This is a genomic window from Bacillus bruguierae (assembly GCF_037104725.1).
In the GTDB taxonomy this organism is placed as follows: Bacteria; Bacillota; Bacilli; order Bacillales; family Bacillaceae_G; genus Bacillus_A; species Bacillus_A bruguierae.
In genome coordinates, this window is sequence record NZ_JBAWSX010000002.1 from 136981 (window position 1) to 163577 (window position 26597).

25 protein-coding genes, 1 riboswitch and 1 other annotated feature are annotated in these 26597 nt (G+C 38.4%); of the genes, 23 read left to right on the forward strand and 2 right to left on the reverse strand.

The window, feature by feature from the left end:
* The first annotated feature begins 347 nt into the window (after positions 1–347).
* The 21 genes from ilvE to WAZ07_RS04960 all read left to right on the forward strand — a co-directional run bounded on the left by ilvE (position 348) and on the right by WAZ07_RS04960 (position 20969).
* Positions 348–1247: a branched-chain-amino-acid transaminase gene (gene ilvE / locus WAZ07_RS04860; RefSeq protein WP_336471543.1), complete on the forward strand. Its 900-nt coding sequence runs from the start codon at positions 348–350 to the stop codon at positions 1245–1247.
* Positions 1248–1258: 11 nt separating this feature from the next.
* Positions 1259–2926 carry a dihydroxy-acid dehydratase gene (ilvD, locus tag WAZ07_RS04865; RefSeq protein WP_336471544.1) on the forward strand — a complete coding sequence of 556 codons (1668 nt, stop codon included), beginning with the start codon at positions 1259–1261 and terminating at the stop codon, positions 2924–2926.
* A gap of 23 nt (positions 2927–2949) precedes the next feature.
* Positions 2950–3177, forward strand: a binding site (T-box leader).
* Positions 3178–3249: 72 nt separating this feature from the next.
* Entirely contained in the window at positions 3250–4944 is a 1695-nt protein-coding gene (gene ilvB / locus WAZ07_RS04870; RefSeq protein WP_336471545.1) for an acetolactate synthase large subunit, read from the forward strand.
* On the forward strand, positions 4944–5459 hold the full coding sequence (gene ilvN / locus WAZ07_RS04875) for an acetolactate synthase small subunit (protein ID WP_336471546.1): 516 nt from the start codon (positions 4944–4946) through the stop codon (positions 5457–5459). Before ilvB ends, ilvN begins: the two co-directional genes overlap by 1 nt.
* A 26-nt stretch (positions 5460–5485) precedes the next feature.
* Positions 5486–6496: a ketol-acid reductoisomerase gene (gene ilvC, locus WAZ07_RS04880; protein WP_336471547.1), complete on the forward strand. Its 1011-nt coding sequence runs from the start codon at positions 5486–5488 to the stop codon at positions 6494–6496.
* A 1-nt stretch (position 6497) separates the two neighbouring features.
* Entirely contained in the window at positions 6498–8021 is a 1524-nt protein-coding gene (locus tag WAZ07_RS04885) for a 2-isopropylmalate synthase (protein WP_336471548.1), read from the forward strand.
* A gap of 14 nt (positions 8022–8035) precedes the next feature.
* On the forward strand, positions 8036–9100 hold the full coding sequence (gene leuB / locus WAZ07_RS04890; RefSeq protein WP_336471549.1) for a 3-isopropylmalate dehydrogenase: 1065 nt from the start codon (positions 8036–8038) through the stop codon (positions 9098–9100).
* Entirely contained in the window at positions 9100–10494 is a 1395-nt protein-coding gene (gene leuC, locus WAZ07_RS04895; RefSeq protein WP_336471550.1) for a 3-isopropylmalate dehydratase large subunit, read from the forward strand. Before leuB ends, leuC begins: the two co-directional genes overlap by 1 nt.
* On the forward strand, positions 10472–11047 hold the full coding sequence (gene leuD, locus WAZ07_RS04900; protein ID WP_336471551.1) for a 3-isopropylmalate dehydratase small subunit: 576 nt from the start codon (positions 10472–10474) through the stop codon (positions 11045–11047). The genes leuC and leuD overlap by 23 nt, the downstream gene beginning before the upstream one ends.
* Before the next feature lie 472 nt (positions 11048–11519).
* Positions 11520–12782 carry an ATP phosphoribosyltransferase regulatory subunit gene (gene hisZ / locus WAZ07_RS04905; protein ID WP_336471552.1) on the forward strand — a complete coding sequence of 421 codons (1263 nt, stop codon included), beginning with the start codon at positions 11520–11522 and terminating at the stop codon, positions 12780–12782.
* Positions 12758–13393: an ATP phosphoribosyltransferase gene (gene hisG / locus WAZ07_RS04910; RefSeq protein WP_336471553.1), complete on the forward strand. Its 636-nt coding sequence runs from the start codon at positions 12758–12760 to the stop codon at positions 13391–13393. Before hisZ ends, hisG begins: the two co-directional genes overlap by 25 nt.
* Before the next feature lie 14 nt (positions 13394–13407).
* Positions 13408–14697, forward strand: coding sequence for a histidinol dehydrogenase (gene hisD, locus WAZ07_RS04915; RefSeq protein ID WP_336471554.1), 1290 nt, complete (start codon positions 13408–13410; stop codon positions 14695–14697).
* Positions 14697–15281, forward strand: coding sequence for an imidazoleglycerol-phosphate dehydratase HisB (hisB, locus tag WAZ07_RS04920; protein WP_336471555.1), 585 nt, complete (start codon positions 14697–14699; stop codon positions 15279–15281). Before hisD ends, hisB begins: the two co-directional genes overlap by 1 nt.
* A gap of 1 nt (position 15282) precedes the next feature.
* A complete protein-coding gene (gene hisH / locus WAZ07_RS04925; RefSeq protein WP_336471556.1) occupies positions 15283–15888 on the forward strand; it encodes an imidazole glycerol phosphate synthase subunit HisH in 606 nt (201 codons plus the stop codon).
* Complete coding sequence (hisA, locus tag WAZ07_RS04930; protein WP_336471557.1) at positions 15885–16604, forward strand: 1-(5-phosphoribosyl)-5-[(5-phosphoribosylamino)methylideneamino]imidazole-4-carboxamide isomerase; 720 nt, start codon at positions 15885–15887, stop codon at positions 16602–16604. Before hisH ends, hisA begins: the two co-directional genes overlap by 4 nt.
* Positions 16598–17356, forward strand: coding sequence for an imidazole glycerol phosphate synthase subunit HisF (gene hisF, locus WAZ07_RS04935; protein ID WP_336471558.1), 759 nt, complete (start codon positions 16598–16600; stop codon positions 17354–17356). Before hisA ends, hisF begins: the two co-directional genes overlap by 7 nt.
* Positions 17353–17658 carry a phosphoribosyl-AMP cyclohydrolase gene (hisI, locus tag WAZ07_RS04940; RefSeq protein ID WP_336471559.1) on the forward strand — a complete coding sequence of 102 codons (306 nt, stop codon included), beginning with the start codon at positions 17353–17355 and terminating at the stop codon, positions 17656–17658. The genes hisF and hisI overlap by 4 nt, the downstream gene beginning before the upstream one ends.
* A gap of 13 nt (positions 17659–17671) precedes the next feature.
* Positions 17672–17995 carry a phosphoribosyl-ATP diphosphatase gene (gene hisE / locus WAZ07_RS04945; RefSeq protein ID WP_336471560.1) on the forward strand — a complete coding sequence of 108 codons (324 nt, stop codon included), beginning with the start codon at positions 17672–17674 and terminating at the stop codon, positions 17993–17995.
* Between the two features lie 12 nt (positions 17996–18007).
* Positions 18008–19027, forward strand: a complete 1020-nt coding sequence (locus WAZ07_RS04950) for a histidinol phosphate phosphatase domain-containing protein (protein ID WP_336471561.1) — start codon at positions 18008–18010, stop codon at positions 19025–19027.
* 145 nt (positions 19028–19172) lie between these two features.
* Positions 19173–19331 (forward strand): DUF4025 domain-containing protein, encoded by a 159-nt coding sequence (locus WAZ07_RS04955; RefSeq protein ID WP_242217140.1) that lies wholly within the window; start codon positions 19173–19175, stop codon positions 19329–19331.
* 666 nt (positions 19332–19997) lie between these two features.
* Positions 19998–20969: an NAD(P)-dependent oxidoreductase gene (locus WAZ07_RS04960; protein ID WP_336471562.1), complete on the forward strand. Its 972-nt coding sequence runs from the start codon at positions 19998–20000 to the stop codon at positions 20967–20969.
* 37 nt (positions 20970–21006) lie between these two features.
* Here the strand turns inward: WAZ07_RS04960 and pssA are convergent, their stop codons facing one another.
* Together pssA and WAZ07_RS04970 are read right to left on the reverse strand one after the other, a co-directional pair.
* Entirely contained in the window at positions 21007–21711 is a 705-nt protein-coding gene (gene pssA / locus WAZ07_RS04965; RefSeq protein WP_090915410.1) for a CDP-diacylglycerol--serine O-phosphatidyltransferase, read from the reverse strand.
* Between the two features lie 280 nt (positions 21712–21991).
* A complete protein-coding gene (locus WAZ07_RS04970) occupies positions 21992–23878 on the reverse strand; it encodes an LTA synthase family protein (RefSeq protein ID WP_336471563.1) in 1887 nt (628 codons plus the stop codon).
* A gap of 191 nt (positions 23879–24069) precedes the next feature.
* Between WAZ07_RS04970 and WAZ07_RS04975 the strand changes: the two genes are divergently transcribed.
* Positions 24070–24465, forward strand: a complete 396-nt coding sequence (locus WAZ07_RS04975) for a DUF3888 domain-containing protein (RefSeq protein WP_336471564.1) — start codon at positions 24070–24072, stop codon at positions 24463–24465.
* Positions 24466–24555: 90 nt separating this feature from the next.
* Positions 24556–24738, forward strand: a riboswitch (Lysine riboswitch).
* Between the two features lie 343 nt (positions 24739–25081).
* On the forward strand, positions 25082–26398 hold the full coding sequence (gene lysA, locus WAZ07_RS04980; protein WP_336471565.1) for a diaminopimelate decarboxylase: 1317 nt from the start codon (positions 25082–25084) through the stop codon (positions 26396–26398).
* The last annotated feature ends 199 nt before the right edge of the window (positions 26399–26597 follow it).

A 26597-nucleotide genomic window follows, 5' to 3' on the forward strand; every position in this document is an offset into this window, starting at 1 on the left:
GAGGAAAAAATATGAGCGTTATCCTCAAATTTTATTTTTTATTTTTCCCCCTCACTTTATTAATCCTCTTTTTCCTAAAAACAGATGGAACGTCCGTCTATTGGATACAATACATTCGCATTTTTGGACAAAAATCCTTCCCTCGAATAAATATTTTTTGTTGAAAAAAATGTCGGAAAATATTTTTTGACATTTTGTAAACGTTAACAATACTGATATAACAATATAAATTAGGTTGTTTATAAGTTCAAAAATTTAAAATTTTCAAAAATTTCTTTGATTTATTTGAAAAGGAAGCGTAAACTAGGAAACAATAAAAAATTCAAGGATATAGGGGGCGCTTTCAAGTGAACGAGCAATGGATTTTCTTAAATGGAGAATTTGTTCAAAAAAATGAAGCAAAAGTTTCTGTTTATGATCATGGATACTTGTATGGTGATGGGGTATTTGAAGGCATTCGTGTTTATAGTGGGAATGTTTTTCGATTGAAAGAACACCTCATTCGTTTGTACGAATCAGCAAAATCCATTTTATTAGAAATTCCATATACGTTGGAAGAAGTGACCAATATTGTTGTTGAAACGATAAGGCGTAATCAATTATCCAATGGGTATATTCGTTTAGTTGTATCACGCGGAGCTGGAAATCTTGGTTTAGATCCTGATTCGTGTTTAAAGCCAAATGTTGTTGTAATTGCAGAACAACTAGCATTGTTTCCAGCGGAATATTATGAAAAGGGTATCCCGGTTGTGACAGTTGCAACAAGGCGGAATCGTCCAGATGTATTAACACCACAAGTGAAATCATTGAATTACCTCAATAATATTTTAGTTAGAATTGAAGCGAAACTTGCTGGTGTGCAGGAAGCGCTGATGTTAAATGAGCAAGGGTATGTTGCAGAAGGTTCAGGTGACAATGTATTTATTGTAAAAGGCAATAAATTAATTACACCGCCAAGTTCTGCGGGAGCACTGGAAGGAATTACCCGAAACGCAATTATGGAAATTGGTGAGAAGCTTGGCTATGACGTAAGGGAAGAATTATTTACTCGTCATGATGTGTATGTAGCGGATGAAGTATTTTTAACAGGTACAGCAGCTGAAGTTATTGCGGTAACGAAGGTTGACGGAAGAGAAATTGGTGCTGGGAAACCAGGGACACATACAAATCGTTTATTAGAAGAATTCCGTAAGCTAGTAGTAGAAGATGGCGAAAAAATTTATGAAGAAAATAAAGTAAGTTGGTAGGAGAATAACCGATGCGAAGTAATATGATTAAACAAGGGATTGACCGGGCGCCGCATCGGAGTTTGCTTCATGCGGCAGGGGTTAAAGAAGAAGATTTTCATAAACCATTTATTGCAATTTGTAATTCATATATAGATATTGTTCCAGGACATATTCATTTAAGGGAACTTGCTGATGTAGCGAAAGCTGCGATTCGGGAAGCAGGTGGTGTTCCTTTTGAATTTAATACAATCGGTGTTGATGATGGAATCGCGATGGGGCATATTGGAATGCGCTATTCACTTCCGAGCCGGGAGATTATTGCAGATGCAGCAGAAACTGTAATTCAAGCTCATTGGTTTGACGGAGTGATGTTTATGCCGAATTGTGACAAAATTACACCAGGAATGTTAATGGCATCTGTTCGGACGAATGTTCCTTCTGTTTTTGTATCAGGGGGACCGATGGAAGCTGGAAAAGCAAAAGATGGCACTTCTCTTTCATTAGCATCTGTATTTGAAGGAGTTGGCGCTCATAAATCAGGGAAGTTAAGTTTAGAGCAGCTGATTGATATGGAAAAATCAGCATGTCCAACGTGTGGTTCTTGTTCAGGGATGTTTACAGCAAATTCTATGAATACCATTATGGAAATGCTCGGTGTTGCACTTCCTGGAAATGGAACGATTGTCGCAACAAGTGAAGAACGACATAACTTAATTCGTCAAGCTGCGTCTCATTTAATGGATTTAATTGAGCGTGATATAAAGCCGCGTGACATTATTACGAAAGAAGCAATTGATGATGCCTTTGCATTAGATATGGCGATGGGCGGATCGACAAATACCGTTTTACATATGTTAGCCATCGCGAATGAGGCGGGAATTAATTATGATTTGCAGCGTATTAATGATATTGCAAAGCGTGTTCCATACTTGGCGAAAATTAGCCCAGCTTCTCATTATTCTATGCATGATGTACATGAAGCTGGCGGGGTGGCAGCTATTATTAAAGAGCTTTCACAAATTCCAGGGGCAATTCATTCGGAGCGCATTACAATTACAGGGAAAAGCATCTATGAAACAGTAGAAGATGGAAAAATTTTAGATGAAAAAGTAATTCGTCCGAAAGAGCGGCCTTATCGTAAAACAGGTGGTCTTTCCATTCTCTTTGGAAATTTAGCACCAGATGGTTCTGTCCTAAAAGTTGGAGCGATTGATGAATCAGTTACCTCATTTGTGGGTGAAGCAATTTGCTTTGACTCTCATGATGAAGCAGTTGCTGCAATTCATAGTGGTATTGTGAAAGAAGGGCATATTGTAGTCATCCGCTATGAAGGTCCAAAAGGAGGGCCTGGTATGCCGGAAATGTTAGCTCCAACATCAGCAATCGTTGGGAGAGGACTTGGAACAAAGGTTGCGTTAATTACCGATGGCCGCTTCTCCGGAGCAACAAGGGGGATTGCGATTGGGCATGTATCGCCTGAAGCGGCTGAAGGAGGACCGATTGCATATGTGAGAGACGGCGATCCCGTCATCATTAATGTAAAAGATGGCAGTATTCATTGGGAAATTTCTAATGAAGTATTAGAAGAGCGAAAAAAACAATTTATTTCTCCAGAGCCGAAAGTGAAAACTGGGTATTTAGCAAGATACGCAAAGCTTGTTACTTCGGCAAACACTGGAGGAATTATGAAAATATAAAGTGAAACTTCCGTTCACGGATGGATAAAGCGTTGATAGGGAGGAGTAGTTGATTGTGAAGCCTCACAGAGAGTCGGTGGTTGGTGGAAACCGATGGTTCACGTTGATGAACATCGCCCTTGAGTGCCAAACTGAAGCACTTGTCTAGGTTTGGACGGTAGCTCCGTTATTAGCTTGATTCTATTAGAGTCACTGAGGCAAGAATCTTTCTTGCAAAGAAGGGTGGTACCGCGAAGTCTTTCGTCCCTTCAGCACATAGCTGAAGTGTGGGCGAAAGACTTTTTTATTTATATACGCATTTCAAAAGGAGGTTTGTAGAAACGATGTCTTCAAAAACGGAAGAGAAAATGGCAACCGGTGCACAGTTATTGTTACATGCGCTTAGAAAGGAAAAGGTAGAAGTCATTTTTGGCTATCCAGGAGGAGCTGTCTTGCCGCTATATGATGCGCTTTATGATTGTGAAATTCCTCATATTTTAACTCGGCATGAGCAAGGAGCGATCCATGCAGCAGAAGGGTATGCAAGAATTACTGGAAAGCCTGGTGTTGTAATTGCTACAAGCGGGCCGGGAGCGACAAATGTCATTACTGGTTTAGCGGATGCGATGATGGATTCTTTACCGCTTGTCGTATTTACTGGTCAAGTTGCAACAACGTTCATAGGGAGTGACGCCTTTCAAGAAGCGGATGTTATCGGACTTACGATGCCTGTTACAAAGCATAATTATCAAGTGCGAAATGTTTCAGATTTACCAAGAATTATAAAAGAAGCATTTCATATTGCCGCAACAGGTAGACCAGGTCCGGTCGTCATTGATCTTCCGAAAAATATGGTTGTAGAAACGGGAGAGCGATGTAGCGATGCCCTGATGGATTTACCTGGATACCAGCCGAATTATCGTCCAAATCAATTGCAAATAACAAAACTGCTGCAAGCAATTGAAACGGCAAAGAAACCACTTATTTTAGCGGGTGCTGGTGTACTGCATGCAAAAGCGGCAAATGAATTAACCGCATTTGCTCGTATGTATCATCTTCCGGTTGTTCATACATTGCTTGGTCTTGGAGGATTTCCAGCGGATGATACATTGTTTTTAGGGATGGGGGGCATGCACGGTTCTTACACAGCAAATATGGCTTTGTATGAATGCGATTTATTAATAAATATAGGGGCTCGTTTTGATGATCGTCTGACGGGAAATTTAACGTACTTTGCAAAGGAAGCAACGGTAGCCCATATTGATATTGATCCTGCAGAGATTGGAAAGAACGTCGTGACAGAAATTCCAATTGTAGCAAGTGCTAAGCATGCTTTAGAAGCATTGCTGGCATGTAAAGGAGAGAAACAAAATCATAAAGAATGGCTACAACTTCTGCGAAGAAGAAAGAATCGCTATCCGTTTTGTTATGAAGACGATTCACAAATATTAAAGCCGCAAGCTGCAATCCAGATGCTTTATGAAGTTACAAATGGAAATGCAATTATAACGACGGATGTTGGGCAGCATCAAATGTGGGCTGCGCAATATTATAAATTAAAACACCCTGACAAGTGGATTACATCAGGAGGGCTTGGAACGATGGGGTTTGGTTTGCCAGCTGCGATTGGGGCGCAAATTGCCGAGCCAAATGAACTCGTCGTAGCAATTGTAGGGGATGCGGGCTTTCAAATGACATTACAAGAATTAAGTGTTTTAAAGGAACATTGCCTCCCTGTGAAAGTACTTATTTTAAACAATGAAGCACTTGGGATGGTGCGGCAATGGCAAGATGAGTTTTATAATCAGCGTTATTCGCATTCGGAACTTTCTTGTCAACCAGACTTTGTCATGTTAGCTCATGCGTATGGAATAAAAGGGATTCGTATTGAACAGCCGTTAACAGCAAAAGAACAATTAAAAGAAGCGATGAATTTACAAGAGCCGGTGCTAATTGATTGCCGAGTTTTACAATCTGAAAAAGTTATGCCTATGGTTGCTCCGGGAAAAGGTGTTCACCAAATGGAGGGGGTGGAATAGTGAAACGGATTGTGACAGCAATAGTTCGAAATCAAAGTGGGGTTTTAAATCGAATTACAGGCGTGATGGCGAGAAGGCAATTTAATATTGAAAGTATTTCAGTAGGCCATACGGAATCGTCACATATTTCAAGGATGACATTTGTTGTTCATGTTGAAAATATTCAGCAAGTCGAACAGCTTATTAAACAACTTCATAAACAAATTGATGTATTAAAAGTATCTGATATTACAGAAGAAGCAATGATTGCAAGAGAGCTGGCGCTCATTAAAGTGTCTACGTCAATTGCTTCTAGATCTGAATTGTATAGTTTAATTGAACCATTCCGCGCTGCTGTTATAGATGTTGGAAAGGATTCCATTGTCGTTCAAGTAACAGGAACGCAAGAAAAAGTAGAAGCGCTTATTGAGTTGTTGCGTCCATACGGTTTAAAAGAAATTGCAAGAACAGGGGTAACAGCCTTTACAAGAAGTATGAAAAAACAAGATAAACAACAAGTAATGTTAATTCATTAATTTTTAAATATAGGAGGAGAAAGAAAATGGTAAAAGTTTATTATGAAAAGGATGTAACAGTAAATGTGTTAAAAGGAAAGAAAGTAGCAATTGTTGGGTATGGATCTCAAGGTCATGCTCATGCACAAAATTTACGCGATAACGGTTTTGATGTTGTTGTAGGTCTTCGTCAAGGAAAGTCTTGGGAAAGGGCAAAAGAAGATGGATTCTCTGTATACAAGGTTGCTAAAGCTACAAAATTAGCAGATGTTGTAATGGTATTGCTTCCAGATGAACAACAGCCGGAAGTGTATGAAACAGAAATTGCACCGAATTTGCAAGAAGGAAATGCACTTGTGTTTGCTCATGGGTTTAACGTTCATTTTAATCAAATTACACCACCGGAAGATGTAGATGTATTTCTTGTAGCACCAAAAGGACCGGGGCATCTTGTACGCCGAACATTTGTAGAAGGTGCAGCCGTGCCGGCATTATTTGCGGTTTATCAAGATGCAACAGGAACAGCGTATGAAAAAGCATTATCGTATGCAGATGGAATCGGAGCGACTCGCGCCGGTGTACTCCAAACGACATTTAAAGAAGAAACAGAAACAGATTTATTTGGAGAGCAAGCAGTACTTTGCGGAGGGGCAACTGCTCTTGTGAAGGCAGGTTTTGAAACATTAGTAGAAGCTGGTTATCAACCGGAACTTGCCTATTTTGAATGTTTACATGAACTGAAGCTTATTGTCGATCTTATGTATGAAGGCGGGTTAGAAAATATGCGCTATTCAGTTTCGGACACAGCGCAGTGGGGGGATTTCGTATCGGGGCCGCGCATTGTAACAGAGCATACGAAACAAGCAATGCAAGAAGTATTAAAAGATATTCAAGATGGGAAGTTTGCTAGAGGATGGATTGCGGAACATAAAGCAGGAAGACAAAAATTCCATGCAATGAATGCAGAGGAGAATGAGCATCAAATTGAAGTGGTCGGACGTAAATTACGTGAGATGATGCCATTTGTGAAGTCGAGAGTGAAAATGGAGGTTAAGTAATATGAAGAAAATTTTGTTCATGGATACGACGCTTCGCGATGGGGAGCAATCTCCTGGAGTAAATTTAAATGAACAAGAAAAATTACAAATTGCACGGCAGTTAGAGCGGCTTGGAATTCACGTGATGGAGGCGGGTTTTGCATCCGCTTCTGAAGGTGATTTCCGGTCGGTGAAACGTATTGCTGGAACTATTCAAAATGCTTCTGTTATGAGTTTGGCCCGTGCAAAGGAAAGTGATATTCATACTGCATATGAAGCGTTAAAAGAAGGTGTATCTCCTCGGTTACATGTATTTCTCGCAACGAGTGATATTCATATGAAATATAAGCTCCGTATGTCAAAGGATGAAGTGTTAGATACAATTTATCGTTCAGTAAAACTTGGGAAATCATTATTTCCAGCGGTGCAGTTTTCTGCAGAAGATGCAACGCGAACAACTCCTTCTTTTTTAGCGGAAGCTGTAGAAGTTGCGATCGGCGCCGGCGCGGATGTAATTAACATTCCTGATACAGTAGGATATACAAATCCAGAAGAATATTATTCTCTTTTCCGATATTTACAAGAGCATGTTCTATCTTATGAGAAAGCTATTTTCTCCTGTCATTGTCACGATGATCTTGGCATGGCAGTAGCCAACTCATTAGCGGCAGTTGAAGGCGGTGCACTTCAAGTAGAAGGAACAATTAATGGTATTGGAGAACGCGCTGGTAATGCCGCTCTGGAAGAAGTTGCAGTTGCACTTCATATTCGAAACGATTACTACGGAGCGTCATCTTTCATGCAATTAAAAGAAATTAAAGCAACGAGTACACTTGTAAGTCGTTTAACAGGCATGATTGTTCCAAAAAATAAAGCAATTGTTGGTGCAAATGCGTTTGCCCATGAATCCGGTATTCATCAAGATGGGGTTTTAAAAGAAGCATCTACTTACGAAATTATTTCACCTTCTCTTGTAGGGGAAGAACAAAATAAATTTGTACTTGGAAAACATTCTGGACGCCATGCCTTTACAGAAAAAATGAAAGAGTTAGGCTATGATTTTACAGAGGAAGAGCGAGACTTAGCGTTTCATGCTTTTAAACGGTTAGCTGATCGAAAAAAAGAAATTACAGAAGAAGATTTAAGGGCGCTTGTATTAGGAGAAACTGCGTTTGCTAAGCAACAGTACAATATTAAGCAATTGCAAGTTCATTTTGTATCAAGCAGTATTCAAAGTGCAACCGTCTGTTTAGAAGATGCTGATGGTAATGTATTGGAAGATGCTGCGACTGGAGCCGGGAGCATTGAAGCCATTTATAATGCAATTCAAAGAATTCTTCATTTGCAATGTGAGCTTGCTGACTATCGTATTCAGTCGATTACACAAGGACAAGATGCGTTAGCTCATGTTCATGTTGAATTGAAAGAAGATGGATATCAAGTTTCTGGTTTTGGCGTAGCGCAAGATGTACTAGAAGCTTCGGCCCGTGCTTACGTATATGCAGCTGGGAAATTAAAAGCATTACGATCACTTACAAAATCGTAAAGGAGTGCTTGAAGATGGAAAAACGAATCGTTTGTTTAGCTGGTGATGGAGTTGGGACAGAAATTATGTCTAGTGCAAAGCAAGTGCTAGAGATGGTAGAAAGGTTATACGGTCATGATTTTTATTTGCAAGATGAATTGTTCGGAGGAGCAGCAATTGATGTATGTGGTCAGCCGCTTCCGCCCCGCACATTAGCAGCGTGTTTGGCAAGTGATGCAGTATTACTAGGTGCAGTTGGAGGACCGCACTGGGATCATGCAAAAGAACGTCCTGAACAAGGACTTCTTACACTGCGAAAAGGGTTAGGAGTTTTTGCAAACGTTCGCCCGGTTTCTGTAGAAGAAGCAACAGCGCACTTATCACCGCTAAAAACGGCGGAGCAAGTTGATTTTGTTGTCGTTCGCGAATTAACAGGTGGAATCTATTTTTCATTTCCGAAAGAACGGACAGAGGAAGTGGCAACAGATACACTTACTTATCATCGACGTGAAGTAGAACGAATTGTTTCCTATGCATTTCAATTAGCGAAAAAACGTCGCAAAAAAGTAACTTCTATTGATAAGGCAAATGTTTTAGAATCTAGTAAACTATGGCGACAAGTAACAGAAGAAGTAGCAGCTCGCTACCCAGAGGTAGAGTTAGAACATTTATTAGTAGATGCTGCCGCAATGGAACTCATTCGTAATCCAAGACGATTTGATGTTATCGTCACAGAAAATTTATTTGGTGATATTTTAAGTGATGAAGCATCTGTGTTAGCAGGTTCATTAGGAATGTTACCGTCTGCAAGTCATGCGGAAAATGGTCCATCTCTTTATGAGCCAATTCATGGATCAGCGCCAGATATTGCTGGGAAAAATAAAGTAAATCCAATCGCTATGCTTCGCTCAGTCGCAATGATGCTTGGACAATCATTTGGGTTAAGAAAAGAGGGAGAAGCAATTGAAGAAGCCATTTCTACAGTACTTCGTTCTGGAAAATGTACTGCAGATTTAGGCGGGAATGAAACGACAACTTCGTTTACAAAGTATGTATTACAAGCGATGGAAGAGCAGGCACTAGTAGGGAGATGGCGATAATGGGGAAAACGCTGTTAGATAAACTATGGGAACGACATGTTGTAGCAACAGATGAGAATGGACTCGATTTATTATATATTGATCTTCATCTTGTTCATGAAGTAACATCGCCGCAAGCCTTTGAGGGCTTGCGGCTTGCAAATCGAACTGTGCGGCGTCCAGATTTAACATTTGCGACAATGGATCATAATGTACCGACAAAGGATGTGTGGAACGTTACAGATGTTATCGCAAAACAACAGATGGATGCGCTTCGTCATAATTGCGAGCAATTCCGTGTACGATTAGCAGATATGGGAGATGAAGCGCAAGGAATTGTGCATGTGATTGGGCCGGAACTTGGATTAACACAACCGGGAAAAACAATTGTGTGCGGTGATAGTCATACAGCGACACATGGAGCGTTTGGTGCGCTGGCGTTTGGGATTGGTACAAGTGAGGTTGAACATGTATTAGTGACCCAAACTTTATGGCAACAAAAGCCGAAAGCGATGGGAATAGAATTAAACGGAACATTGCCAAAGGGTGTATATGCAAAAGATATTATTTTACATTTACTCGCCACATACGGTGTTTCTGTTGGGACAGGACATGTAATGGAGTTCTATGGAGATGCTGTACAAGAAATGACAATGGAAGAGCGAATGACGCTTTGTAATATGGCGATTGAAGGGGGAGCAAAAGCAGGTATGATCGCTCCGGATGAAACGACGTTTACTTATGTAAGAGGGCGCCAATATGCCCCGAAAGAGTTTGAACAAGCAGTCGAAAAATGGCGTGAATTATACACGGATGAAGATGCGGTGTATGACATGGTTCTTACAGTTGATGTGAAAAATTTGGCGCCGTATGTAACGTGGGGTACCAATCCAGGAATGGGGCTTCGCATTGATGAGGTACTCCCGCCAGCAAATGATAAAAATGATGAACGTGCCTATGCATATATGGGTCTTCAAGCAGGAGGGCGCGTAATGGATATTCCAATCCAACACGTGTTTATTGGTTCTTGTACAAATTCCCGGTTATCTGATTTAGAAATTGCTGCTGCGGTTGTGAGAGGGAGGAAGGTGAAAAATGGCGTGCGAGCTCTTGTTGTCCCAGGATCAAAACAAGTGAGAGATGCAGCAATGAAAAAAGGATTACACCTTATTTTTGAAGAAGCGGGATTTGAATGGCGAGAACCTGGGTGTTCAATGTGTCTTGGTATGAATCCAGATCAAGTGCCAGAAGGTGAACATTGTGCTTCTACTTCAAACCGGAATTTTGAAGGAAGACAAGGAAAAGGTGCAAGAACACATCTCGTTAGCCCGGCTATGGCTGCAGCCGCAGCAATTCATGGTTATTTTGTTGATGTGAGAAAGGAGAACTACGATGAAGCCATTTCATATTCATAAAGGGAAAGTTGCGGTGTTGATGCATGATAATATTGATACCGATCAAATCATTCCGAAGCAGTATTTAAAGCGCATTGAAAGGACAGGATTTGGAGAGTTTTTATTTGATGAATGGCGTTATTTAAATAACCGTCAAGAAAACTATGCGTTTCCGTTGAACGCTCCTGAGCGAAAAGGAGCTACGATTTTAATTACAGGAGAAAACTTCGGTTGCGGATCTTCTAGAGAACATGCCCCGTGGGCCCTTGCAGATTACGGATTTCGAGCTATTATTGCAGGAAGTTTTGCGGGTATTTTTTATATGAATTGTACAAAAAATGGAATTCTTCCGATTGTAATGGAAAAGGAAATTCGTAAGCAGCTTGCATCTATGGATCCACAGATGATGATAGAAATAGATTTAGAGAATGAAGTAATAATAACTCCTGAGGACCGTTTTTCTTTTTCTATTGAACGCATGTGGAAAGAAAAGTTGTTAAGAGGTTTAGATGATATTGGGGTTACACTTCAATACGAACAGGAAATTGTAGAATATGAAATGAAACAAATGTAGAAAGTAAAGAATATTCTTTACTTTTTGTTTTATTGGGAGTATACTGACTTAAAACTAAGAGGAGAAAGGGAGTAATGACAATGTTTACTTTCCAATCAGTCATTTTATTTACACAACATCATCATACATAAACCCTTGAACCTAGCGTGAAAAAACGTGTAGGTACAAGGGTTATTCCTGTTGTACCTACATTCTCCAAAGAGCTATGTAGGTATTTTTATCTACATAGCTCTTTTTTCGTTTTCTAAGCGCTATGTTGTGAATGTATGAGTAATGGTGAAGACGGAATTGGAACAAATCATTCATGTAAATTTTGTTAGGAGATTCTCGCATCAAGTGTGCTATACAGATAGCTGAATAGTAAGTGGGAGTGGTTCAAGAATTTAATAGGGGACATATAAAAGAAGGATATTAAATATGCTATCTTTGTAGATTTTTTATATACATGTGTCAAGAAAGTAGAGGTGTGACGATGAAAAAATGGAAACGAGCCAATCCAAATGGAACAAGAGATTTTTTGTTTCAAGAATGTACATTAATGGAGGAGACTGAGCAAAGGTTAAGACGTACATTTATTGAGAGAGGGTACGAAGAAATACGGACACCCATGATTGAATTTTATGATGTGTTTGCGTTTCAAAATCGTCCGATTGACGAGGAGAAGATGTATAAGTTTTTTGATTCTGAGGGGCGCATCCTCGTTCTTAGACCTGATATGACAATTCCACTAGCTCGTGTAATCGGAACAAAAAGAATGGAAGCTCCTTTGAAATTAACCTATAGTGGAAATGTTTTTAGGGCAAATGAATCTTTATCAGGAAAATATAATGAAATTACACAAACTGGAATTGAGATTATCGGTATCGATAATATACGCGCTGAAATTGAGTGTATTGTAAGCACAATTGTCGCCTTGCAATCAGTTGGTATTCAATCCTTTAAAATTGAAATTGGTCAAGTGGAACTCTATAAATCTATTGTGAAAAAGTTATCTTTACGAGAAGAAGATGAATATACATTGCGAGAATATATTGAAAGTAAAAATTATGCTGCTTTGTCCCATTTTCTACAAGAAAAGCGGTTAGATATGCAAGATGAAACAGTTCAATTATTACAAAAGTTACCTCGTTTATTCGGTGGATTAGAAGTGATTGAAGAAGCTGAAAAGCTTGCTGTGAGTAAAGAGATGAAGCGAGCCATTGCACGGATCAAAAATATATATGAAAACATGGAACGTCTTGGGTATGGTGGGTATATTTCTATTGATTTGGGGATGATTCAACATCTTCATTATTATACGGGTGTAATCTTTCGGGGATATATATGTGATATTGGAGAAGAGATTGTCAGCGGTGGGAGATATGATGAACTCATTGGAAATTTTGGCGAGTCTCTATCAGCAGTAGGATTAGCAATACAAGTAAATCAAATTGTACGAACTTTACAAGAACGGAAGGAAACTTCATATCAAAAACAAATAGATGCGCTCATATATTATTCGTTAGATATGATTTCAGAAGCAGAGAAATTATGTACTTTATTTAGGAAAGATGGTGTAAAAGCAGAACTGTCCATGTTAGAAAATTTACAAGATACATTTCGATTTGCAAGAACGCTCGATGTAAAAACGGTAATTGATGTATCAGGAGATACTTTAACCCAGTATGTTTGGAAAGAAAAATGGATTATGCAAAAAAAAGGAGAATCCTCATGCGTAACATTCAAATTGCGTTAACGAAAGGAAGACTAGAAAAACATGTAATTCCATTGTTTGAACGAATTGGTATTGATTGCAAAGAACTAAAAGATAAAGGAAGGAAGCTCGTATTTCGAAGTAAGAACTCAAACATTTCATTTATTCTTGTAAAGGCAGTGGATGTCGTAACATATGTCGAGCATGGTATAGCGGATATGGGTGTTGTTGGGAAAGATATTTTACTTGAATATGAGAATGATGTATATGAAATGGTTGATTTAGAGGTAGGTTGTTGTAAAATTTGCGTTGCTTCCACTTTGTCGTATCGCCCAAACGGTTATAACAAAAAGAGAATTGCAACAAAGTATCCGAATATTACTTCTGCATATTTTCGTAAGAAGGGAGAAGATGTAGAGATTATTAAAATAGAAGGTTCTGTTGAGATTGCTCCTTTGTTAGGATTAGCAGATGCAATCATCGATATTGTAGAAACAGGACAAACGCTGAAAGAAAACGGGTTACTTTTATTTGAAGAAGTTTGTGATATTTCAGCACGTCTAATTGTAAACAAAGCATCTTTAAAAATGAAAAAAGACGGAATATTCAATGTTATAAACAGAATAGAGAGTGCTGTAGCAGAAAAGAAATAAAGGGGAGAGGAAATATGGAAATTATATATGAGGATTATTCTAATATTTTATGTAAGGTAAAACGGCTAAGAGAACAAGCCAATATAATAGAAGAAGCGATTCAACAAGATGTGAAGAAAATCGTTGTAAGTGTAAAGGAAAAAAAAGATGAAGCACTTTTTTCGTATACAAAGGCTTTTGACGGAGTAGAGTTGACTCAATTGCAAGTCTCGGGAGAAGAACTGGAATTAGCATATAAACGTGTTGAACCAGCATTTTTAGCAGCATTGCAAGAAGCAAAGAATAACATCATTTCATACCACGAAAAGCAAAAAAGACAGGCATTTATTGATACAGAGGAAGGGATTATTCGAGGGCAGGTTGTTAGGCCGCTGCAAACTGTTGGCGTGTATGTACCAGGGGGAACGGCAGCGTATCCATCATCGGTTCTAATGAATGTTTTGCCAGCAAAAATTGCGGGCGTTAATAAAATTGTCATGGTAACGCCGCCGAATCGTGAAGGAGTAGACCCACATATTTTAGCAGCGGCAAAAGTTGCTGGGGTTGATGAGGTGTATACAGTAGGGGGAGCACAAGCAATTGCTGCGTTAGCATACGGAACGGAATCGATTCCGCGTGTTGATAAGATTGTAGGACCAGGAAATATATATGTTGCATTAGCGAAGCGAGAAGTATTCGGTTCCGTTCATATCGATATGATTGCTGGTCCGTCTGAAATTGTTGTTATTGCTGATGAAACGGGAAATGCGGCATATATTGCAGCTGATTTATTATCACAAGCAGAACATGACAGACGAGCAACTGCTATTTGTATTACGACTTGTTTGGGATTAGCGCAGGAAGTGAAGCAAGAAATAGAAAAACAATTGATGAATCTACCAAGAAGTGAAATAGCTCGTGAATCCATTAACAGAAATGGAGCAATTCTTGTCATAGAGTCGTTAGAACAAGTGTTTCAGCTCTCAAATGAAATAGCTCCGGAACATTTAGAACTGCATATAAAAGAACCAATGACAGCTCTTTCGTATATTCAACATGCAGGCTCTATATTTTTAGGTCCATATGCGCCGGAGCCATTAGGTGACTATATGGCAGGTCCGAATCATGTGTTACCAACGAGCGGAACAGCAAGGTTCTTTTCTCCATTATCTGTTGATGATTTTATAAAAAAATCGAGTTTTTTATTTTATACAAAAGAGGCTCTTGGAAAGGTGAAACATCATATTATCAATCTAGCAGAAAAAGAAGGATTGCAAGCTCATGCAAGAGCAATTGAGATTCGGTTTAAGGGAGGGGAAGAGTAATGCGTGCTGCAAAACAAATGAGAAGTACAACAGAAACAAAAATTTCTGTAACACTGCAATTAGATGGTAATCAAGAAGTTTCAATTCAAACAGGAGTTGGTTTTTTTGATCATATGTTGACTTTATTTGCAAAGCATGGTCGTTTTGGATTACAAATTGAAGCTGATGGTGATGTGTATGTTGATGCCCATCATACAGTAGAAGATGTTGGGATTGTTCTTGGGAATTGTTTGAAAGAAGCACTTGGTGATAAAGCGGGAATTAATCGTTACGGTACAGCTTATGTACCAATGGACGAAGCATTAGGATTTGTTGCAGTTGATATAAGCGGAAGATCGTATCTCGTATTTGATGGTGAATTTCCAAATCCAAAGCTTGGTGACTTTGATACAGAGTTAGCAGAAGAATTTTTTCGTGCAGTTGCTCATGCGGCGAATATAACATTACATGCACGTGTTTTATATGGAAGCAACACGCATCACAAAATTGAAGCACTCTTTAAAGCATTTGGACGTGCACTGCGAGATGCCACTGAGAAAAATGAAAAAATTATCGGGGTAAATTCTACGAAAGGGCTGTTGTAACTTGATTGCAATTGTAGATTATGGAATGGGCAATATCCGGAGTGTTGAGCAAGCATTAAGGCATATTGGAGCTGCGTATATTGTAACAGATGAAGCAGAAGAAATTGTAAATAGCAATGGTATTATTTTGCCAGGAGTCGGTGCATTTCCAAGAGCGATGCGTTCTTTAGAAGAAAAAGGGCTTGTTTCTGTTTTACAAAAGGTGGCTTATGCAGGAAAACCGCTGCTTGGAATTTGTTTAGGCATGCAGCTTTTATTTGAGGAAAGTGAAGAGATTGAAAGAACGAAAGGATTAGGTTTGCTTCCAGGAAGAGTAAGGAAATTAAATGTGCCATATAAAATTCCACATATGGGATGGAATCAGTTACAAAAGAAAACGGAGCATCCTTTATGGAATGAAATAGAAGAAGAGCCCTTCGTTTATTATGTTCATTCTTATTATGTACAATGTCCAATTGAAGTTGTAGTTGGGGGGAGTGAGTACGGTGTTTTCGTACCAGGTCTTGTTGCAAGAGAAAATGTATTCGGAGCTCAGTTTCACCCTGAAAAAAGTGGGGAAATAGGAATTCAAATATTAAGAAATTTTAAGGAGGTTATAGAGGGATGAAAATATTCCCAGCTATCGATTTAAAAAATGGTCGTTGTGTTCGTTTATATCAAGGGAAATTTCAACAAGAAACAGTCATGAATGAAAACCCTGTTGCACAGGCATTGTTATTTGAACAACTTGGTGCACGTGCATTGCATATTGTCGATTTGGACGGTGCAGTTGCTGGTCGTTCAGAGAATCTTTCTGTCATTGAAGATATTTGTAAGGCATTGCGGATTCCAGTGCAAGTTGGAGGAGGGATGCGTTCGATTGCGGCGATTGAAACGCTTTTATTAGTTGGAGTGATGAAAGTAATTCTTGGAACGGCAGCACTGTATGATCGTACATTTCTAGAAGAGGCAGTTCGTTTATACGGAGATAAAATTATTGTTGGAATTGATGCGAAAAATGGATATGTAGCAACGCGAGGATGGCTAGATGTATCTGAAACGTCTTATGTACAATTAGCAAAGGAAATGGAGGAAGTAGGTGTACAGACACTTATTTTTACTGACATTTCTAAAGATGGAACGCTTGCAGGTCCAAATTTCGAACAATTGCAAAAATTGCAAAGTGAGGTTTCACTTCAAATTGTTGCTTCTGGTGGTGTGAGTTCTCTTGCTGATGTTAAGAAGTTACAGGATATGAACTTATATGGCGTGATTATAGGGAAAGCATTATATGATAAAAAAGTTATGCTAGAAGAAGCATTGCAGGTGACAGGGGCATGTTAACGAAGCGAATTATTCCTTGTTTAGATGTGAAAAATGGCCGCGTTGTAAAAGGAGTCAATTTTGTAGGATTACAAGATGTTGGAAATCCTGTTGCAATCGCTGCTGCATACAACGAAGCAGGTGCGGATGAGCTTGTATTTTTAGATATTACGGCAACGTACGAAGATAGGAAAATAATGATTGATGTCGTAGAGCGCACAGCAAATCAAGTATTTATTCCTCTTACAGTTGGAGGTGGGATTTCCACTGTTCAAGATATGTATGGATTACTTCGGGCAGGGGCAGATAAGATTTCATTAAATTCAGCAGCAGTGCAAAGACCGGCATTAATCCAAGAAGGAGCAGAGCAATTTGGCTCTCAATGTCTAGTTGTTGCAATTGATGCCAGAAAGAGTGGAGAAAACAAATGGAATGTATATGTAAATGGAGGCCGCATTGATACAGAAATGGATGTAGTCGAATGGGCAAAGCGCGTGGAATGCTTAGGGGCAGGTGAATTACTGTTAACAAGTATGGATGCAGATGGAACAAAAGATGGCTATGATTTATTTTTAACAGAAACAGTTTCAAAAGCGGTTGGTATTCCGGTGATTGCTTCGGGGGGATGTGGATCAATTGAACATATTGCAGAAGTTTTTCAGCGAACATCGGCAAATGCTGCGTTAGCAGCTTCGATTTTTCATTACGGCGAAGCAACGATTCGAGAAACGAAACAAAAGTTGCAAAAAGCGCAAATTGAGGTGAGATTGTGAAACCAGATTTTACAAAAGGCTTATTGCCAGCCGTTGTGATTGAAGAAGGTACAAAAGACGTATTGATGTTAGCCTATATGAATGAAGAAGCGTATGAAAAAACAGTAGAGACAAAAATGACGTGGTTTTATTCACGTTCACGAAGAAGTTTGTGGAATAAGGGGGAAACATCAGGACATATTCAGCGCGTTAAATCACTATATTTAGATTGTGATCAAGATTCTATTATGGTAGTTGTTCAGCAAGCAGGTGTAGCGTGTCATACAGGAGAAAAGTCGTGTTTTTATAATAAGGTGTTATAGGGGGGATAAGGAAATGAACGATGTGTTGCAACAGTTATATGGAACGATTGAGCGGCGAAAAGAAAATCCGGTTTCTGAGTCGTATACAAATTACTTATTTACAAAAGGAGAAGACAAAATATTAAAGAAATTAGGGGAAGAATGTACGGAAGTTATCATTGCGTCAAAAAATAATAAGAAAGATGAGCTTATAAAAGAAGTTACTGATCTTACGTATCATTGCTTAGTGTTACTTGTAGAAAAAAATGTTTCATTACAGGAGATAACAGAAGAATTACAAAAACGGCAAGGGCAATTATCAAGAGTGGGTGAACGAAAAGACATTGATGCCTTATAGGAGGGGAGAAAAATGAGAGTAGATTATCACCTTCACTTAGAAGAAGGACCGTATTCTATGCGGTGGTTATCTCGCACAAATGAAGCGCTTGAGTATTTTGCGCCGATTGAAGAAGAAAAGCATTCGATGAAATGGATATTGAAGGCAGGGGAACGTTTAAAAAAGCGTGTAAAGGCAGGGGCATTTTCACCGGAATGGATTGATTTATACTTGGAGGAAGCTGTGCGTAAAGGCTTGCAAGAAGTTGGCATTGTTGATCACTTATATCGTTTCTATGAAGCGAAGGAATACTATGAACGCTACGTCGATATTCGTAATACAGAACTGGGGCGGCTGCAAAAAGAATGGTTAGATCAAGTGAGGATGGAATCGATTATAAACTTTACAAGCGCAATTGAAGATGCGAAAGAAAGATGGAGAAAACGAGGCGTGACGTTACGACTTGGGCTAGAAGCAGATTATTTCATCGGCGGGGAAGAAGAACTGACAAAGTTATTAACATTAGGAAATTGGGATTATGTTATTGGTTCTGTTCATTTTATTAATGGATGGGGATTTGATAATCCGGATACAGACGATTATTTTAGACAACATAATTTGCATGTGTTATATCAGACATTTTTTCAAACGTTAGAAAAAGCAATACGTTCTGGCTTATTTGATATTGTTGCGCATTTAGATAACATAAAAGTGTTTAACTATCGCATAGATGAAAATGAGCAATTACCATATTACGAAAAAATTGCGAAAGCTTTGATTGAAACGAATACAGCTACGGAAGTGAATGCTGGATTATATTATCGATATCCTGTAAGAGAAATGTGTCCGAGCCCTTTGTTTTTACAGCGCTTAGTACAATATGGTGTTCCGATTACAATTTCTTCGGATGCGCATTTCCCAAATGATTTAGGTAGTTATGTACAAGAAAATATAGAAACACTTCGAAATCATGGTGTGACGCATGTTGCAACATTTGAAAAAAGAATCCGGAACATGAAACCGCTCGAATATGTAGAAGAGAATGTTTTGTGATAAAGTGAAACTTCCATCAGTAGGGGGAGGGTTTATTCCCTACTGATGGAAAGCCCGCCCAATCGGGCTTACTGCCCGCGAATAGCGGGATGAAAATCTCCTTTTTTGTTTACACTAATGTTGAACAAAAAAGGAGGATTTTCTTATGGCGAAACAACAATATAAAGATACTGGGAAGTTAACGAATGAGAGCAATGCCTTGCAAAAAGATCAATCAGAGCAAGCGATTATACAAGAACAAATTAGTGATACGGTAGCAGAAGGAACAATTGATGTGAAGTTAGGACAAGGAAGAGACCAATAAAATGAAACATGGAAAAAAGGCTGAATGTATTCAGCCTTTTTTCCATGTTTTTGTAAAGAAAGGTGATAAAAATATATGAATACAAATTGAAAAAAGGACATAAAAATCCTCCTTTGTTTTAGATGGGCGAGAGGATTTGGCCATGCATAGAAACGTTCAAGGCCTTTTTCTGCCACGTACGGTGATAAAGCAAAGAGAAAAAACGAGTGCTTGTCATCTTTTGTTCCACATAACCGCAACGTATATGTAGAACAATTAAAACGAATTTATATAGTTTAATCAAATTCCTTGTTTTTTTTCGACGGAATTTTTTACAATAATATTGAATGGGCATATTTTTATCCCGCTATTTTTGGGCAGTAATACTCCCACCTCAAAATTCAGCGAAAGCATTGTCCAGCTCCAGTGGCTAGAATGTTCGGTGGCTTCGCTTCTTCCTACGAGGTAAAAAAACCCTCTACGTCAGAAGCTCCATCCCCCTCACATTCTGAACGAGCCACTTCCGCTTTTCTTAAGAAGTTAGGTGGGAGATAAACTGCCCGTAAAAGCCCGATTGGGAGGGCTAATAATCAGCGGGGGATGAAGAAAACCCTCACTGATTAAAGTTTCACTTTATCCAAAGATGATGAGGTTTTACTGTGCGTAAAAAAGAAAGGATGCTTAAACATGGCGAAAATTTTAATAGCAGGAAAAATTCCAGAAATCGGACTACAGTTGTTACGAGATCATGAAGTGGAAATGTATGATAAAGAAGAATTGATTGGCACAGAAGAGCTAGTAGCGCGTGTAAAAGATAAAGATGTATTATTAAGCTTGCTTTCAACAAAAGTTCCGAAAGAAGTCATCGATGCAGCACCGTATTTGAAAATTATTGCGAACTACGGTGCTGGATATGACAATATTGATTATAAATATGCGGTGGAAAAGGACATAGCGGTTACGAATACACCAAAAGTTTCAACAGAGGCAACAGCAGAGCTAACATTTGCAATTTTGTTAGCGGCAGCGCGCCGTATTCCAGAAGGAGATACACTATGTCGTACAGTTGGTTTTAATGGCTGGGCACCGCTCTTTTTCTTAGGGCGTGAAGTATACGGCAAAACGATTGGCATTATTGGCCTTGGAGAAATCGGAAAAGCGGTAGCCAAGCGAGCAAATGCCTTTGGGATGAACATTGTGTATACAGGGCCAAGTCGTAAATATAGGGCGGAGCAAGAATTAGGGGCAACATATGTAACGCTGGAAGAACTATTACAAACAGCGGATTTTGTTACCATTAACTGTGCTTATAATCCGAAGTTGCATCACATGATTGATGAGGAACAGTTTAGACTAATGAAGAAAACAGCTTATATTATTAATGCGGCACGTGGTCCGATTATGAACGAAGAGGCGCTTGCATTTGCATTAGAAACAAAGGAAATTGAAGGAGCAGCTCTTGATGTCTTTGAATTTGAACCGAAAATTACAGAGAGATTAAAAGAATTAACAAACGTTGTGTTAACACCGCATATTGGAAACGCAACGATTGAGACGCGTGATGCAATGGCAGAAATGGCAGTACGCAATATTTTAGCGGTATTAGAAGGAAATGAACCGTTAACTCCAGTGTATAAAAAAGAACTTGTGACGAAATAACAAAGAATCCTTCCTTATGATAGGAAGGATTCTTTGTTTATTCTTTGTTTGCTCGCTTTTTTTGTGATGGGCGTTGTCTAAGAAATTGAGATAACATATACAAAATATAAAGCGGAATAGCGATGAATAAAAACACTGAAATATTACCGAAGCTCGTTTTATACATCGTATAAATGATTCCAATTAAAAAGAGTGTCACAATAATACTATATTTTGGAATCGGTACATCTTTCATACTTGGAATACGAATGCGACTAACCATAAGAAAAGCGAATGTCACGAATACTGTAATAAGTACGATTTTTGGAATCGTATGTGAAAATAAAGTAAGGAAGGCAACAAGACCACCTGCAGCTGTAATTGGTACACCAGTAAAGTATTTCATTGATGTTGATGATGGTGTAACATTGAAGCGAGCTAATCTGTATGCTCCAAATAGAGGGAAGAGTCCTGCTATGTATAATCCGATAATACCGTAATTAGAGAAGGATGTGTAATACATCAATACAGCGGGAGCAGCACCAAATGTAACAACGTCTGCTAATGAATCAAGTTCTTTTCCGAGCTGTGAATCGACACGAAGTAGGCGTGCAATCCTTCCATCAAGGCTATCTAACATCATTCCGATTAAAACTAAAATTGCCGCTGATTTGTAGTATCCTAATGAAGCATAGCCGATGGATAGAAATCCACTATATAAATTTCCGAGCGTAAATAGGTTTGGAATGGCTGCTCTGTACAAAATCTGATCCCTTGCTTTCTATTATAGATTCTTGATTAGTTTATGAAAGTTTATCTTTTTTATCATAACATAAATTTCCTATAATCGTCGAAAAAATTCTTCGTTTTGAGAAAGATTTCAGCGTATTTTTTATTTGTTGTAAGTCTGAAAGTAATAACTGTACTTGCTTTTTAATTTGTTTCATTCAAAGCTATCGTATTATATGTATGTTGTTTTTTATTTGGATTTATATGTATATAGAAAATAACCCTCGAATCGTTATCGTTCGAAGGTTATTTTCTTATTCAAATTTCGTTATCATCGTGCCAGTCTTATATCGATTATGTGAATCAAATCGTAATAAATCACCGTAAATGAGTTTATCAGAGTAATTTAACTCTGTTTTTGCCTTTTCGATATATGGTTGACACATAGTAATATCAGTCGGTTCACCAGTTTTTTTGTTGTAGCATACATTTTTTGTATACAGATAATCATTTGTTACGAAGCTTCCGTCACGCATAACCATAAGTGGTTCATCATTTTTTTCAAATAAATCTGTACCAAATTCAATAGAATGGTTTGTTTTTATACCGAGTAAATGTAGAAGTGTTGGTTTCACATCAATTTGTCCAGAAACTTTTGAAATGACTTGTCCTTTTTGACCAGGAATGTGAATGATGAGCGGTACTCTTTGTAGCTGCATCGTATCAAAAGGAGTAAGAGTCTCTTTTCCTAAAAATTGGGCCATAGCTGCATTATGGTTTTCAGAAATACCATAATGATCTCCGTAAATAATGATAATCGAATTATCGTATAATCCTTCTTTTTTTAATTGTTCAATAAAATATTTTATTGCTTCATCTGTATAACGTACAGTTGGAAAATAACGATTTACAACGCCGCTTTCTGAATTAAATTCATTAATGAATTGATCTTCCGGTTGCAGCAAAAATGGAAAATGGTTTGTTAATGTAATGAATTTCGTATAGAACGGTTGTGGTAAGGATTTTAATTTTGGAATAGATTGTTCGAAAAATTCTTTATCTTTTAATCCCCAACCAACAGACATTTGTTCTGCATTTGTATAGTCTTGCAAATTGAAATAGCGATCATATCCGAGTGCAGGATACATCAAATTGCGATTCCAAAATGTTTTATCATTTGAATGAAATACAGCAGAGTAATATCCATGTTTTTTGAGTTGTTCTGGTGTAGCTGTATATTCATTATTAGCATGTGTAAAGAAAACAGAGCCGCGATCAAGCGGATATAAAGAGTTTTCAATAATAAATTCGGCGTCTGAGGTTTTCCCTTGCCCTGTTTGATGATAAAAGTTATTGAAATAATAGCTTTCTTTAATGAAGTCATTTAAAAATGGTGTGATTTCTTTTCCATTTATTTTTTGATTGATGACAAAACTTTGTGTAGATTCCATTGAGATTAAAATAACATTTTTTCCTTTTGCTACGCCAAATAAATCTTTATTTGCTTGTCTATCTTTTGTTTTCACATAGTTATCAATTTCAGAAAAGCTATCTCCACTTGCGAAGGCACGCTGGGCCGAAGATTTCGATTGCAGCGCAATATCATAAATATGATACGTATATAAGCCAAGATTTTTCACAACAGTTTGGCGATCAAATGAATGCGAAAAGAGTTGTGGTTTATAAATAACTGAAATAACCATTTGCAGGGCTAATGCTGCTGTTACACCGCTAAAAAATATTTGTTTTTCTTTTCTCGATAGAGGAGTTGTGTCACAAAAACTAGGGAATTTCCGAGATAATATGGCCAAAATAATGGTATCTGCAAATAAAAGAAGTGTTTTATATGTAAATAGTTCTTTTATACTCGTTCCTAAATCAGCCATGTTATTTGTTTGAAATAATACTGGGAATGTTACAAAGTCATTGTAAAACCCATAAAACATGGCGTTGCCAAATAAAATAAATGATAACACCATACTAATACTTATAATGATACGATTTCGATGTTTTGTTGCTAATAAAGCGAAACCGAAAAATAATAATAATGAAGCTAACGGATTAAAGAACAACATGATTTGTTCGAAAGCGTTATTGATCTTCATATCAAAAGCTAATTTGTATACAATATATGTTTTGATCCATAATAGGACGACTGCTATGAGAGCGAATCGTACTTTTGGAAACAAGTGTTGCATCATATTGGGTTCCTCCTACTACCTACAAGTAACCGTTCGTTTCTGTATATAACCGGTTACATATCTCTATGTTTTTTTACTATGTGTACTATTATATAAAAACATAGTGAATTTGTGGATGCTTTTCTCATAATTGGGTAGAAAAAGGGAAGCTGGATAAAATAATGTCATCGATAGAAAAGTGGAGGAGTACTATGAAGAAAATATGTTGTTTTATAGTGAGCTGCTTCATTTTACTTGGAAATCCAGCTCCTTTTTTGGCTGAACATGAACCGTTATTATTAGAAGATGCACTTTATTCGGTGCTATTTCCGAGAATAAATGAAGCGATTCAAAAGTATTATGGAAAACAAAAGCCATATGAATGTCCGACAATCGTTAGTATGAAAAAAATGTACAGCGGTACATATTTGTTCCGTGCTTCTATTGAAATAATTAAATACGAGCCAGGAATAGGAGGGAAAAAACTCCCACCGTTTGAAAAAGTAACAATTACCTTTGAAAATGATGATGGTGAATGGACTGTGAAGAATATAGGTGTAAAGCGCTTACCAGATAATACGAAAATAAATTGTCGTAAACCAATTTAAAAAAGTATTTGACAAATAAATTACTCATTTGCTATTGTTAATAGCAATAAAAAAGACGATTGAAAATTAAATAGACTTACCTCATCTACACTCAAGGGTAGAGGCCGCGATAATCAAAAGTAAGCTATAGGAAATAAAGTGGTATTCATGATCATAGTCTGAAAGGGATTATCGCCGAAATATATGAGTACCCACTTTATTCATATATTGGGACTGCATTAAATAAATGTAGTACTGTCATAAGTTTTTGACTTATGGAGAGCTATTTGGAGATGTTTGATGCGGTTTCTTATTTGAGAAAATAACAACAAGTTTATTTTTTCATCGTATATTCTTCTAATAAGAAACGCGTGTGAACATTGTTCCGCGCGTTTTTTTGTTTATCCCGCTATTCGTGGGCAGTAAGACCCCCACCTCAAGATTCGGAAGACGCGAAGCCACCGACTGTTCTAGCCGCTGGATCTTAAAGAAAAGCGGAAGCGGCTCGCTCAGAACAAGAGGGGGATGGAGCTTCTGACATAGAGGCGCTTTTTGCCTAGGAGGCAGAGCTAGACAAAGCTGTCGAAAAATTAAAATGGATATATAGATGTTTTTGAGAGAAAAGGGAGGAATTCACATGTATTTACACGGCACAAGCCACATTAACGAGCAAGGGCACTTAGAAATTGGAGGATGCGATGCTACTGAACTTGCAAAAACATATGGAACACCTCTTTATGTATATGATGAAGCAGCGATTCGTGAGAAATGTCGTGCATTCCATCATGCTTTTAAAGAAAGTGGGTTCTCTTATCAAGTAGCATATGCGAGCAAAGCGTTCTTGTGCATGGAAATGTGCCGATTAGCTGCTGAAGAAAATATGTCGCTTGATGTTGTGTCTAGCGGAGAGTTATATACAGCGCTGCAAGCAGGATTTCCAGCTGATCGTATCCATTTCCATGGTAATAATAAAACAGAAGAAGAGATGAGAATGGCACTAGAAGCTAACATCGGATGTTTCGTTGTAGACAATTTTTTGGAACTAGAAGTATTGCATGATTTGGCAGAAGAATACGGGAAAGTTGCAAGCGTTCTGCTTCGTGTGACTCCAGGAGTAGAAGCGCATACCCATGAATATATTACAACAGGTCAAGATGATTCCAAGTTTGGCTTTGGTATTTCAACGGGGCATGCATTACAAGCAATGAAACGTGCATTAGAAAAATCAAATTACCATGTGCTGGGAATTCATTCTCATATTGGATCGCAAATTTTTGAGACAGCAGGATTTGTTCGTGCAATTGAAGTGCTTCACAAATTTTTAGAAGTAGTGAGAAAAGAAATGGATTACGTAGCTTCTGTATTAAATGTAGGCGGTGGTTTTGGAATTCGTTATACGGAAGGAGATACACCGCTTGCTCTTGGTGAATATGTGCAAGCTGTGACAGATGCGGTGCGCGAGCAGTTTATAGCATGTGGATATCCACTTCCAGAAATTTGGGTAGAACCAGGTCGTAGTATTGTTGGTGATGCAGGAACAACTTTGTACACAGTGGGAGCGATTAAAGATATTCCAGGCATTCGTAAATATGTATCAGTTGATGGAGGAATGACAGATAACCTTCGACCAGCACTTTACGGAGCTCGTTACGAAGCATTGCTAGCAAACCGAGCGAATGAATCTGCCGAAGAGGTTGTTTCAATCGCAGGGAAGTGTTGTGAAAGCGGGGATATGCTCATTTGGGATGTAGCGCTCCCTAAAGTTGTTTCTTGTGATCTCTTGGCTATCTCTTGTACAGGGGCATATGGTTATTCGATGGCGAATAATTACAATCGGATCCGTCGACCAGCAGTTGTGTTTGCGGAAAATGGAAAATCTCATGTTGTTGTTGAGAGGGAATCGTATGAAAATATTATCGGGAACGATCGCATACGTGTAAAGGAATTTGTGTAAAGTGAAACTTCCATCAGTGTGGGGGGGCATCCCCCACTGATGGAAAGCCTACCCAACCTTGCACATGCCAGCAGTGATCCCTCACCTATCTTCTTTAGAAAAGCGGAAGTGGCTCCCTCAATCTTGAGGCTGGGGATCTTACTGCCCACGAATAGCGGGATAAATACGTTCTTGTTTAGTTGAAGAAGGAGTTTTTAGG

Bases quoted from the DNA above. Each gene is read 5' to 3' on its own strand.
- leuB (WP_336471549.1), top strand. From the start codon at position 8,036: ATGGAAAAACGAATCGTTTGTTTAGCTGGTGATGGAGTTGGGACAGAA.
- hisA (WP_336471557.1), top strand. From the start codon at position 15,885: ATGAAAATATTCCCAGCTATCGATTTAAAAAATGGTCGTTGTGTTCGT.
- ilvB (WP_336471545.1), top strand. From the start codon at position 3,250: ATGTCTTCAAAAACGGAAGAGAAAATGGCAACCGGTGCACAGTTATTG.
- WAZ07_RS04885 (WP_336471548.1), top strand. From the start codon at position 6,498: ATGAAGAAAATTTTGTTCATGGATACGACGCTTCGCGATGGGGAGCAA.
- WAZ07_RS04975 (WP_336471564.1), top strand. From the start codon at position 24,070: ATGAAGAAAATATGTTGTTTTATAGTGAGCTGCTTCATTTTACTTGGA.
- hisB (WP_336471555.1), top strand. From the start codon at position 14,697: ATGCGTGCTGCAAAACAAATGAGAAGTACAACAGAAACAAAAATTTCT.
- hisD (WP_336471554.1), top strand. From the start codon at position 13,408: ATGGAAATTATATATGAGGATTATTCTAATATTTTATGTAAGGTAAAA.
- ilvD (WP_336471544.1), top strand. From the start codon at position 1,259: ATGCGAAGTAATATGATTAAACAAGGGATTGACCGGGCGCCGCATCGG.
- hisZ (WP_336471552.1), top strand. From the start codon at position 11,520: ATGAAAAAATGGAAACGAGCCAATCCAAATGGAACAAGAGATTTTTTG.
- leuD (WP_336471551.1), top strand. From the start codon at position 10,472: ATGAAGCCATTTCATATTCATAAAGGGAAAGTTGCGGTGTTGATGCAT.
- hisF (WP_336471558.1), top strand. From the start codon at position 16,598: ATGTTAACGAAGCGAATTATTCCTTGTTTAGATGTGAAAAATGGCCGC.
- hisG (WP_336471553.1), top strand. From the start codon at position 12,758: ATGCGTAACATTCAAATTGCGTTAACGAAAGGAAGACTAGAAAAACAT.
- WAZ07_RS04950 (WP_336471561.1), top strand. From the start codon at position 18,008: ATGAGAGTAGATTATCACCTTCACTTAGAAGAAGGACCGTATTCTATG.
- hisE (WP_336471560.1), top strand. From the start codon at position 17,672: ATGAACGATGTGTTGCAACAGTTATATGGAACGATTGAGCGGCGAAAA.
- WAZ07_RS04960 (WP_336471562.1), top strand. From the start codon at position 19,998: ATGGCGAAAATTTTAATAGCAGGAAAAATTCCAGAAATCGGACTACAG.
- leuC (WP_336471550.1), top strand. From the start codon at position 9,100: ATGGGGAAAACGCTGTTAGATAAACTATGGGAACGACATGTTGTAGCA.
- lysA (WP_336471565.1), top strand. From the start codon at position 25,082: ATGTATTTACACGGCACAAGCCACATTAACGAGCAAGGGCACTTAGAA.
- WAZ07_RS04970 (WP_336471563.1), bottom strand. From the start codon at position 23,878: ATGATGCAACACTTGTTTCCAAAAGTACGATTCGCTCTCATAGCAGTC.
- ilvC (WP_336471547.1), top strand. From the start codon at position 5,486: ATGGTAAAAGTTTATTATGAAAAGGATGTAACAGTAAATGTGTTAAAA.
- WAZ07_RS04955 (WP_242217140.1), top strand. From the start codon at position 19,173: ATGGCGAAACAACAATATAAAGATACTGGGAAGTTAACGAATGAGAGC.